This is a genomic window from Pseudoalteromonas sp. TB51, from assembly GCF_000498055.1.
Lineage (GTDB): Bacteria > Pseudomonadota > Gammaproteobacteria > Enterobacterales > Alteromonadaceae > Pseudoalteromonas > Pseudoalteromonas atlantica.
In genome coordinates, this window is record NZ_AUTO01000292.1 from 1 (window position 1) to 11734 (window position 11734).

Here is an 11734-nt window from a genome sequence, read left to right on the forward strand (position 1 = left end):
CGGCTTCAGCTCCATCGCGAAAGCGACGAATTAAATCGGCCAGTTCATTGCGTTTTTTACGATTACGATGCTGTAAATGATAAATGCCTTCAAATACTTGTTCCCACGCACCCTCGCCCTCTGGTGGGTTAAAGCTACGTTGATTTAAAAGCCAATCGCTTAAGCGATAAAGTTGATGATAATGCCAGACTAAAAGAGAAGAAGTGCCTAAAAATAAAAGCAAAAAAGGTGCACCAATAAGCACACCAACTAATAACAGGGGTAAAAAATAGATAAACAGACGTTTTACTAACGCCTGTTTATTAATAACTCGATACATACACTCACTTTACCTTTGAGTAGTAATTTATGCGTACTCACACCCTAGCTGCGGTACCTTATAATTTACTAGAAAAACGATAACCTGCACCACGTACTGTTTGTACTAAGCGATCATGCCCCAGCGGTGCAATCGCTTTGCGTAAACGACGTATGTGCACATCAACTGTACGGTCTTCTACGTACACATTAGTTCCCCAAACATGGTCAAGCAGTTGCTCACGGCTATAAACACGCTCTGGGTGAGTCATAAAAAAATGTAATAATCTAAATTCGGTTGGGCCCATATCAAGCTCGCTTCCCTCAGAGGTAACGCGGTGCGATATGGGGTCTAAACGCAAGCCATGTACTTCTATGGCTTCTTCTAATGAGGTAGGCGATACANGAGCCATTAACTCTTTAGGAGAAAAAGGTTTAGTGACGTAGTCATCTGCCCCCACTTCTAGGCCGCGTACTTTGTCTTCTTCTTCGCCGCGGGCTGTAAGCATAATGATTGGAATTTGGCGTGTGTATTCACTTTGCTTAAATTGCTTAGCAATTTGAATACCGCTACCGCCTGGTAACATCCAATCGAGTAAAACCATATCTGGGTATGGTTCAACCATAGCTGCAATTGCAGAATCGTAATCTTCTGCTTCAATTGCTTGAAATCCATTTTGCTCTAAAACAAAAACTAACATCTCTCTGATAGGAGCTTCATCATCTACGACTAGTACTTTACGTGACATTCCAAATTATCTCTTACGCTATCGAATTAGTTTTCATTATTATGACTAAGTATGACATTTTTATGAAAGTGTAACGTGTAAATTAAAATCCTGGTAAAAAAAACACAAAATAGTGACAAAAAACCTCATTAACGTCATATTTTTAAAACTATTTTGCAAATTACGGTTAATCAAAACATATTTACAAAAAGATGACAGTTTTATTTCTGAGTAGATATTCATGGCGGGATCATTACTTTACTAACACAGTAAAAAACCAGATACGAAACTGAGTTTGCACTAGAAGATGTGATTACGTGGTTAAAAATAGATCTGTTTTTTACTAAGCAGCCTATAAAAAGATCAGATTTTTACTAAGCCGATCGGATTTGGGATCACGGTTATACTTAGTCGAACAACTAAGCACCTGATCTATTGTACAAATAAAAAACGATCTGATTGATTGAGCGCCTAACGTGGCGTAAATTTATGCGCTAGTTGGTAAATAAATGATCCAAATGCGGGGCGGTTAGTAAATCAGTGATCCCATTTTATTAAGTTGGTACAACAGTGATCCCAGTGCCTTGCGGTATAAAAAAACCAGCTGGATTACGCCAGCTGGTTTTTATAACGTTATTTTTTTAATCAAAGATCATTATTTAATTTGTGGGTCTAACTCACCACTTAAATATTTAAGGTGCATGTCATCAAGTGAAATTGGCTTAATTTTACCTGCTTGACCAGCTGTACCAAACGCGTTGTAACGCGCAACACAAATCTCTGTCATTGCTTTAGTTGCTTCTGCTAGGTATTTACGCGGATCGAAGTTAGATGGGTTAAGCGCCATATGACGGCGAATAGCACCGGTAGAAGCCAGGCGTAAATCGGTATCAATATTTACTTTACGTACACCGTATTTGATCCCTTCTACAATTTGCTCAACAGGTACACCGTACGTTTCAGGAATTTCGCCACCGTATTGATTTATGATCTCTAACCACTCTTGTGGTACAGACGACGATCCGTGCATTACTAAGTGCGTGTTCGGGATACGTGCGTGAATTTCTTTAATACGATCAATCGCTAAAATGTCATCTGTGGGTGGGCGCGTAAATTTGTACGCACCGTGCGATGTACCACAAGCAATTGCCAAGGCATCAACATGGGTTTTATTTACAAAATCAGCGGCTTCTTCTGGGTCGGTAAGCATTTGATCGGTAGTTAGTTTACCTTCAGCGCCTACACCATCTTCTTCGCCCGCTTCACCGGTTTCAAGTGAGCCAAGTACACCTAGCTCGCCCTCTACCGATACGCCACAAGCATGTGCCATAGCCACGGTTTCGCGTGTTACTTCTACATTATATTCGTAGCTTGATGGGGTTTTTCCATCAGTCATTAATGAGCCATCCATCATAACTGATGAAAAGCCAAGTTGAATTGAGCGTTGGCAAACACCGGGTGAGGTACCGTGATCTTGGTGCATTACTACTGGAATGTGCGGCCATTCTTCAACGGCTGCTAAAATCATGTGGCGGATAAATGGAGCACCAGCATAAGCACGTGCGCCTGCTGATCCTTGAACTATTACTGGGCTGTTTGTTTTATCAGCCGCTTCCATTATTGCGCGCATTTGCTCTTGGTTATTCACGTTAAAGGCTGGAACGCCGTAACCGTGTTCAGCTGCATGATCTAAAAGTTGTCGCATACTGATTAAAGCCATTGGGTATTCTCCAATTTATCGACAGCAGTCTCCTGCCATCTAGTTTGAACGGATATGTTAGTTTGACGCAATCACTGCGCCACAAAATAAAGCAATTTACACTGCTTAGTTTTGTCTTAATTAACTATTAAATAAGGGTGAGAGGTATTTAATAATTAATCGTTGTGAGGGTTTCCCCTCACCTAATGCGGCTAAAATTTATTATTTAGCGCGCGACTCTAGCATTTCTACTGCTGGAAGTTTTTTGCCTTCTAAAAACTCTAAGAACGCACCACCACCGGTAGAAATGTAAGATACTTTATCGGCAATGCCGTATTTATCAATTGCCGCTAAAGTGTCACCACCGCCTGCAATCGAAAACGCATTAGAGTTAGCAATTGCCTGGGCAATAGCACGTGTACCATTACCAAACTGATCAAACTCAAATACGCCAACTGGGCCATTCCATACAACAGTACCGGCGTTTGCAATAATTTTTGCAAGCTGGCTGGCTGTATCAGGGCCAATATCAAAAATCATGTCATCGCTTGTTACTTCGCTTACATCTTTAAGCGTAGCGACTGCAGAGTCTGAAAATTCATTACCTACCACAACATCAGTCGGTACCGGAATTTCACCATCGTTTGCTTTAGCTGCTGCACATAAACGATTTGCTTCATCCATTAAATCAGCTTCATAAAGTGATTTACCAACCGGATGACCCGCAGCTGCAATAAAGGTATTAGCAATACCGCCACCTGTTACAAGCTGATCTACAATCGTTGAAAGCGAGTCTAAAACAGTTAATTTAGTTGATACTTTAGAACCACCTACAATTGCCACTAATGGGCGTGCTGGGTTATCTAGTGCTTTACCTAGTGCTTCAAGTTCTGCTGATAATAACGGGCCAGCACAGGCAACATCTGCAAATAAGCCAACGCCATGAGTAGACGCTTGTGCGCGGTGAGCGGTGCCAAATGCATCCATTACATACACATCACACAGGGCAGCAAGTTGTTTTGATAAGGCTTCGTCGTTTTTCTTCTCGCCTTTATTAAATCGTACGTTTTCAAATACAACTACTTCGTTATCGGCAACTTCAACGCCGTTTAAGTAATCTTTTTCAAGGCGGACATTTTGCTCAAGTGCGTCGTTTAGGTAATCGGCTACAGGGGCAAGTGAAAATTCGTCATCGTACTCGCCTTCCGTAGGGCGGCCAAGGTGCGACATAACCATTACTTTAGCGCCTTTTTCAAGAGCTAGCTTAATAGTAGGTAGTGCAGCACGAATACGTGCATCTGAGGTCACTTTACCTGCTTTAACTGGTACATTTAAATCTTCACGAATTAATACGCGCTTGCCGTTTAAATCTAAATCTGCCATTTTTATGACCGACATAACATCTCCTTAGTTAACGATACTTGAACCTGAAAAATAAATTTTAAAATTATTATAAAATGCTTACTTAGCCATCATCGCACGTGCTGTATCTAGCATGCGATTGGCAAAACCCCATTCGTTATCACACCAAACAAGTAACTTTATCAGGCGTTTGTGACTAACACGTGTCTGCGTGCCATCAATAATACAAGAATGTGGGTCGTGATTAAAATCAACCGATACCAATGGCTCTTCGGTGTAACTTAATATACCTTCTAAGCGGTCTTTTGCTTGGGCTTTAAGTGCCGTATTTACCGCTTTTAAATCTACATCGGCATTTACTGTAACACTTAAATCCATTGCCGTTACGTTAATTGTCGGCACGCGAACCGCAATGGCTTCAAAGCGCCCTTCAAATTTGGGTAAAATGCGGTCTATTCCTCGTGCTAATTTTGTATCAACCGGAATAATAGACTGACTCGCAGCGCGGGTACGACGTAAATCATGATGGTACGCATCAATCACTTGTTGATCGTTCATCGACGCGTGAATAGTGGTAATAGCACCCGATTCAATGCCAAACGCATCATCTAGCACTTTAATAACAGGCACCACACAGTTTGTAGTACACGAGCCGTTAGATACAATAGTGTGCTCGTGTTTGAGCTCATCGTCGTTAATACCATACACAATGGTGGCATCTACATCGTTATCAGCTGGGTGCGAAAACAACACCTTTTTAGCACCCGCAGTAATGTGTAATTGTGCATGCTCGCGCGAGTGATAAACACCGGTACATTCAAGCACAACATCTACATCAAGGGTTTGCCAAGGCAATTCTACTGGGTTTTCTTCACAAAATAGTGCAATGGTATCGCCTGCAACGCTAATGGTGTCTTCACCAAGTTTTACAGGAAAAGAAAAACGACCGTGGGACGTGTCGTATTTTAATAAATGAGCAATAGCTTCAGGGTCAGCAAGTTCGTTAATCGCAACAATTTTTATCTCGTCGCTCAAACCTGACTCGTACAACGCGCGGACAATATTTCGACCAATACGACCAAAACCATTAATTGCAAGTTTGATTGCCATGAAATATAAAATCCACTCTCTTTACGTGCAGACAAAGGCATCGATGCCTTTTAGATGGCTGTATTGTAATCGACCTTGAACATTATTATAAGAGGGAGCGATTAGAAACTTTAAATTAACCCAAAAGTAGCTAATTTACTTGGCTACTTTTAGGCATAAAGCGAGCTTGCGTTATTGCTTACTGTAGTGCTTTTAAAGCATTAATTATATCTTGTGGCTCTGAGCGGGTGCGGTAATCAACATCAACATAGCGCCACGTCACTTTACCTTCGCTATCTAAAACAAACGTGGCAGGGATAGGTAAAATACTGCCGTTGCCGTTATTAAGCGACTCTAAATCAAGGCCGCGGTCTTCGCGCATATGATCTAATAAAAATGCAGGTACTTGCCACGCTACGCCATAGCTTGCTGCTACATCTGCATTTTGGTCACTCAGCACGACAAAATCCATATTACGTATGTCGTTTTCGCTCATTGAGCCATCGGGCGCTTGTGGGCTAATAGCCACCAGCTGTGCGCCTAATGCATGAATTTCAGGTAGGCGTGACTGCAATGCTTTTAGCTGTAAATTATAATAAGGGCACCAACTACCACGATAAAAAGTTATAACCACAGGCCCTTTTGCAAGTAGCTCATCTAATAAAACTTGCTCACCATGCTGGTTCGGCAGTTCAAAGCGTGGGGCACTTTGATCTAAATTAAGTGCATTTGCCCCTTCTTGAAACGCTTTTGCCTGAGCAATGGTTTCATCAACGCCTTTCATAAAATCAGGATTACCTTTTCGCCCTGCAGCTACTTTTGCCTCGGTTTGTGCTTTTAACGTGTTGCTTTCATCGCTCATAATACTGCTACCTTCAAATTAATCAAAAACATAAAACTAGCTTACAGTACGAACATGTATTTGAAATGAAATTATTAATTTAATCAGTTATCTCTAAATCAAACACCACGTTTATGGATGATTTAAAGCTTATTGTTGCCTGTAAATCGTTACTACGTATTTGAGGAAAAGAGTTATTATCATGCTGCGCCCTGTGCATCTTGGTTATGGCTGTACTAAAACCACTGTCATAGTTGTTTTTAGTTGAGCGAATAGTGCGTACTTCACCTACTTTTGCATTGAATGAATCAGCAAGTAAATCCGCTTTTATTTTTGCATCTTCAATTGCTAACTGTGTGGCTTGCGCTTGTAATTGCTCAAATTTTGAAGATAAAAACGCAATATTTTGAATCGCATTTACTTCTTGGTTCAATAAAAAATCTGTTAAATCGCTCACACGCTCAATACTGTTTAGCGTTACTTCAAACGTTCTTATCGCTGCGTATTCGCTAAGGGCCTGATGCCCTGTTTCAATATAATCCATTCCTGTTTTTTCAATTTTAACGTTTGAGGCAACTACGTCATCGGCGCTTATTTCAAATTGATTGAGCCCATCGATTAATAACTTCACTTTTTTCTCAAGCGCGTTATTGGCGGCTTTCGGCTCACTTTTAACACTATTCACCTTAAATAGTATTTTAGCCATGTCAGGCTCAACTAATACCTCAGCAGTGCCTTGCACTGAGATATGACGATTGGCAGGTAAGCTCGAATTAGCACAAGCGATCACAGGGAATAAGGTTAGAAGAATAGTGGTAATGAGTTTCATAATTTGTCCTGAATAAGTGCCATGCTTGGTTATGCGTCCATACTAATAAATAGCAGCCAATCGTGTTTCAGCGAATGTTTAATTACTGTGTGCTTGATGCAGCTTTTGACTTTGGCTTAATCGTTTTTTCTTGGTGTAGATTAGGTATCAAAGCTGAAATATTTTCTTGTGAAATAATAAGTAACTCATCTTGTTTATTATCATAAACAAATAAATTCCGCATTGTTGAGGCTACTATTTGAACATTTTGAAGTTGAGTTACTTTACTCTGAGCAATTGGATAATTTAATGACAAGTGATAATTCATTGTTCTTTCATTTATTATATCTTTACTGTGTGAATGCGCCAACATAGTAGGGTATGTAGATATTATAAGTGCTAAAAATAACATTAATGAGTAACTAGGTTTTAATAAATAGAACGGGTAACCAAAGCCATAATAAAGTTTTTTTAACACGGTTGTTTTACTAGGATCTGGCATGTGTCCTGAGCGCCAATTTAAATAAATAGCTGTTAAAACGATGATCGTAGTATAAAGAGTAATAAGTAAAAAATTTGAAATCAGTGCCAGTAAAAAGTCACTTATTTCAATGAAATTGAATATATCAACCGAGAAGTTATTAAGTAAAACGTAAAGATACACAACGCCTGATAAACTACCCAGTAAGTAAAGAATAGTAAGAAACACACCAAAATTATTGTGAATGTACTTTTTAACTGCTTTAAGGTCATTGTTTAACTGGTTGTAATACTTACTGGCGGCTTCAATTACCATAATAAATCCTTTTAAAATTCTTATCTTAACAAAATAATTAGTAAATGCTGTAGCTTTGTTAAATTATTGACCTCAACTGCAACTCTTTCCCACGGTTTATTTGGTAGCACTGGGCTAGTAATAATTCGGCGGTGGCTTGTGCGTCTGTAAGTGCGTTATGGCAATGATAGCTTGGTAACTCATAACGTTTGCGACACGCACTTAGGGTTAAATCATCTTGTTTTATTTCTGCGCCTTGGCAAATAAGGCGCTTTTTTTCTATGTGGAGGGTGTCGAGTATTAACTTAGGTTGCGCACTTATATTAGCGTTTTTAAGGGCTGCTTTTAAAAACCCCCAATCCAGTACGGCGTTATGAAAAACCAAAATATGGTCACTAAAATCACGGCTTAGCTGCGTTAATATAGTGTGCAGGCTTTGTCCTTTAGCCACTGTGTCGTCAATAATGCCGTGAAAAACAGGGCTTTGGTCTAAGCGTTTAACGTTTTTATTAATTAAATGCTGAGCCTCACTCATTTTTATACATTGGTTATCTATTTTTACCCAGGCTACTGAGACAATTTCATGCTGGTTTACATCAAGCCCAGTAAGCTCTAAATCAATCACTAAATAGCGTTGCGTTAACGCATTTTGACTTAAAAGATTACGCCTTTTTATATACTTACTGAGCCATTTTTTTACCACAGCGCTTACCTCTTGTTACAAACTGCCACGGGCAAATTTAAACGCCGCGGCTTGCTGCGCTTGTTTTACTAAATAAAAAGCCTCTTTAAGCTGATGACGCTCTAATGAACTTAATTTATCAGGGTTTATGCAGTTACTTGGCAAACCTTCTTCGTTTATTTGCGTACTAAAACGCAACTGAGTTAAAAATCGCCAGCAATCTTTTAAATTATAAATATCGTCTTTATTTAGCAGTGAATGCTTAAGTAAAGCATCTAAGCGCTCTTGGGTATTGGCGCGTTTTATACCTGCTTTTAACGCATATAAACGCACTATGTCGTTAATGATCACCACACCACGCTTTTTTAAATCTATGTACTTATGGTTATTATCATTTTTTTGCGTTTTAAGTTTATTAAACAAGCCAATAGGCACTGAACTGGCTCTTATATCGGTTGCCATAGCAGCATAAAATAACTCATCGCGCGATATTCTGTTTAACTGCTCGCAAAAGCCGCTGTATAGAGCATTGGAGCCTTCTATAAAGCGCAAATCAAAAAATATTTTGCAGTTAAGCATGGCGTTAGGCGTTGGACTTTTTATCCATTTAAAAAAGCGCTCGCACCAACTACTCACACTCATTCTGCACTCATCGCTGCTGGCCATAATATTCCCCGGGCAACGCCTAATGCCGCACTCTACTAACTGCTCGCATACAAACTCCCCCATGTGTTTAAAGTAAGCTTGGTGTTGCTCGCTTAAATCATCTGGGAGTAATAAGCCATTGTCTTGATCTGAATGTAGGGTTTGCTCTTCGCGTGCTTGCGAGCCAAAACATATAAAGCAAAAGCTGGTGGGCGCTGCACCATTTTCTTCTTGAAATAAATGAATAAGACGCGAGGTAAGTGCATCGGTTAAGCCGCTGAGCAGTTTACCAATTAGCGATATGTCTTCTATGTTGTACGAAAAACTTCGCAGTAACTCAGGGATTTCTCCCGCATAACGTTTTAAATCGGCAATGCTGTGGGCTTTATAAATGCGGCCAATAAGCTGCACAGGGTCGCTTTTTTGCTGGCGCAGTAAATCTGTACTGGTAAGCATACCCAAAGGCTTATGGTTTTCATCAAGTACAGGTAAATGATGAATATTGTATTTAAGCATTAAATGCAAAGCAGAAAACACCCGATTGTTTTCAAATATAAATTTAGGCTTTGCACTCATTATGCTGCTAACCGCATCTTGCGGATCGACTTCATCGGCCAGTACACGGTTACGTAAGTCGCGGTCGGTCACTACGCCAACTAAAATGGCGTGTTCGGTGATCATAATTGACGATACACCGTGTTTTTTCATTTTTTTAGCGGTTTGCCTAATACTGGCATCGGGGGCTAAGGTTATGGCGGTGCGGGTCATCAGCTCAGATATTCTGCGCTCAGACCAGCTATCGTTTTTACTTTTATAATGTGATGAAAGTAAACGATTGGCGTGCGCGCGTACAAAATATTGCTCAAACGGTTTGTATTGATGACGTAAAAAGTCAAAATGCGTTTGCTCAAGCATATACACTATGCCCTCTTTTTGTACCTGTAACCTATTTTGAATCGCCTCTCCGGTTAACAAAGAAGGATAGCCAAAGTAATCCCCCTGCGCTAAACGCTTTACTACATCACCTTTTGCATCCACTAGGTCGTATAAACCAGAGCGAATTAAAAAAAGCTTTGGGGTTTGCGTTTGCAGCCACTGCGCTTGGTTTTCTCGGGTTAAATAAACACTATCAATATGGCTTACAAAATACTCACACGCACTGTCGTGTAGCATGCTAAATGGCGCCTGCATACACACAAACTGGGCAACTTCCTGCTGCTCTACACTCATTGCTGTACTCTTAAAAAGTATACACAAAACCTAATGTACTCATTATTTGAACAAATAAAAAGCCCGACTAAAGTCGGGCTTTTGGTGCTTTATTTTTAAGTAGGCTTAGCGCATTAATGTGCGTGTGCTTCACCTGACCCTTTAGGATTACGAATACCTTCCACCATTTGTTGTATTTCAAGCGGTGTCGATTTTGTTAATTTAAGTACGGTTGCAGCAACCGCAAAGTTAATTATCATCCCCACTAAGCCAATTCCTTCGGGCGAAATACCTAAGAACCAATTTTCTGGGCTATTAAGCTCAGGGCTTACAAATTTAAAGAAGATAATATACGCAGCGGTAAAGCCTATACCGGTCACCATGCCAGCAATTGCGCCTTCTTTATTCATTGTTTTAGAGAATATCCCCATAATAATTGCTGGGAAGAAACTCGCCGCCGCNCCACCGATGCAACAAACCCAGGCGGGTTAATCCCAAAGTAAGCCGATATAACAATGGCAATCATCGCGGCTAACCGTGCAGCGAGTAGCTCTTGTTTATCGCTTATGTCGGGTTTAAGGGTTCGTTTAAGTAAATCGTGCGACACTGAGGTTGAAATAACCAGCAATAGCCCTGCTGTGGTTGAAAGCGCAGCAGCAATACCACCGGCCGCTACTAATGCGATTACCCATGCTGGTAAATCAGCAATTTCAGGGTTAGCCAGTACCATAATATCGCGGTCTACTTTTACTTCGTTTGCGCTTGTTGGGTCTTCTACCTTGCCGGCGGTGTAAAACATTTTGCCGTCGCCGTTTTTATCATTAAAGGTAATTAAACCCGTGCGTTCCCAGTTTTTGATCCACGCTGGTGCTTGAGCGTACTCTGTACCGCTACCATCTTTACCGTTAATAGTGTCAATCATGTTTACGCGTGCAAACGAGGCAACCGCCGGTGCAGTAGTGTAAACAATGGCAATAAATACCAGTGTCCACGCTGCTGAAATACGGGTATCTTTAACGCGAGGTACAGTGAAAAAGCGAACAATTACATGCGGTAAACCAGCAGTACCCACCATTAACGCGCCGGTAATAGCAAATACGTCAATCATGCTTTTAGAGCCTTCGGTGTATTGTGCAAAGCCCAGCTCTGCGCTTAACCCGTCTAGCTTATCAAGTACATACATGCCTGAGCCATCACTCAATGTGGCACCAAAGCCGGTTTGCGGGAAGAAGTGGCCTGTCATCATCATTGAAATAAAGATAGCGGGCACAAGGTAGGCAAACACAAGCACACAGTACTGCGCTACTTGCGTGTAGGTAATGCCTTTCATGCCGCCAAGTACCGCATAGAAGAATACAATCACCATTCCAATGTAAACACCGGTTTCAATTTCTACTTCTAAAAAGCGCGAAAATACCACGCCTACTCCACGCATTTGTCCAGCAATATAAGTAAAACAAATAAAGATGGCACACAAAATAGCAACAACACGTGCTGTTTGTGAGTAGTAACGGTCGCCTATAAAGTCAGGTACAGTGAATTTGCCAAATTTACGTAAGTAAGGCGCTAAACACATAGCGAGTAATACATAGCCGCCAG

10 protein-coding genes and 1 pseudogene are annotated in these 11734 nt (G+C 40.8%); all 11 read right to left on the reverse strand.

The features are described 5' to 3' along the window. The coding region (locus L650_RS0117545; protein ID WP_029773912.1) for a phosphate regulon sensor protein PhoR at nt 1-319 on the reverse strand (319 nt) is incomplete at its 3' end. A 58-nt stretch (nt 320-377) separates the two neighbouring features. Next, complete coding sequence (gene phoB / locus L650_RS0117550) at nt 378-1046, reverse strand: phosphate regulon transcriptional regulator PhoB (RefSeq protein ID WP_029773913.1); 669 nt, start codon at nt 1044-1046, stop codon at nt 378-380. 634 nt (nt 1047-1680) lie between these two features. Then, nucleotides 1681-2745 carry a class II fructose-bisphosphate aldolase gene (gene fba, locus L650_RS0117555; protein ID WP_004586082.1) on the reverse strand — a complete coding sequence of 355 codons (1065 nt, stop codon included), beginning with the start codon at nt 2743-2745 and terminating at the stop codon, nt 1681-1683. Nucleotides 2746-2946: 201 nt separating this feature from the next. Continuing rightward, on the reverse strand, nt 2947-4122 hold the full coding sequence (locus tag L650_RS0117560; protein WP_004586081.1) for a phosphoglycerate kinase: 1176 nt from the start codon (nt 4120-4122) through the stop codon (nt 2947-2949). A 63-nt stretch (nt 4123-4185) separates the two neighbouring features. Beyond that, entirely contained in the window at nt 4186-5196 is a 1011-nt protein-coding gene (gene epd / locus L650_RS0117565) for an erythrose-4-phosphate dehydrogenase (protein ID WP_029773914.1), read from the reverse strand. A gap of 178 nt (nt 5197-5374) precedes the next feature. After that, complete coding sequence (locus tag L650_RS0117570; protein WP_029773915.1) at nt 5375-6037, reverse strand: peroxiredoxin-like family protein; 663 nt, start codon at nt 6035-6037, stop codon at nt 5375-5377. A gap of 79 nt (nt 6038-6116) precedes the next feature. Beyond that, nucleotides 6117-6845, reverse strand: a complete 729-nt coding sequence (locus tag L650_RS0117575; protein WP_029773916.1) for an SIMPL domain-containing protein — start codon at nt 6843-6845, stop codon at nt 6117-6119. Nucleotides 6846-6927: 82 nt separating this feature from the next. After that, entirely contained in the window at nt 6928-7620 is a 693-nt protein-coding gene (locus tag L650_RS0117580) for a hypothetical protein (protein WP_029773917.1), read from the reverse strand. Nucleotides 7621-7678: 58 nt separating this feature from the next. Then, nucleotides 7679-8302: a 3'-5' exonuclease gene (locus tag L650_RS0117585; RefSeq protein WP_029773918.1), complete on the reverse strand. Its 624-nt coding sequence runs from the start codon at nt 8300-8302 to the stop codon at nt 7679-7681. 15 nt (nt 8303-8317) lie between these two features. Further along, entirely contained in the window at nt 8318-10156 is a 1839-nt protein-coding gene (locus tag L650_RS0117590; RefSeq protein WP_029773919.1) for a DUF294 nucleotidyltransferase-like domain-containing protein, read from the reverse strand. A 113-nt stretch (nt 10157-10269) separates the two neighbouring features. Then, nucleotides 10270-11734, reverse strand: a pseudogene (locus tag L650_RS0117595) (sodium:solute symporter family protein); the annotation flags it as partial.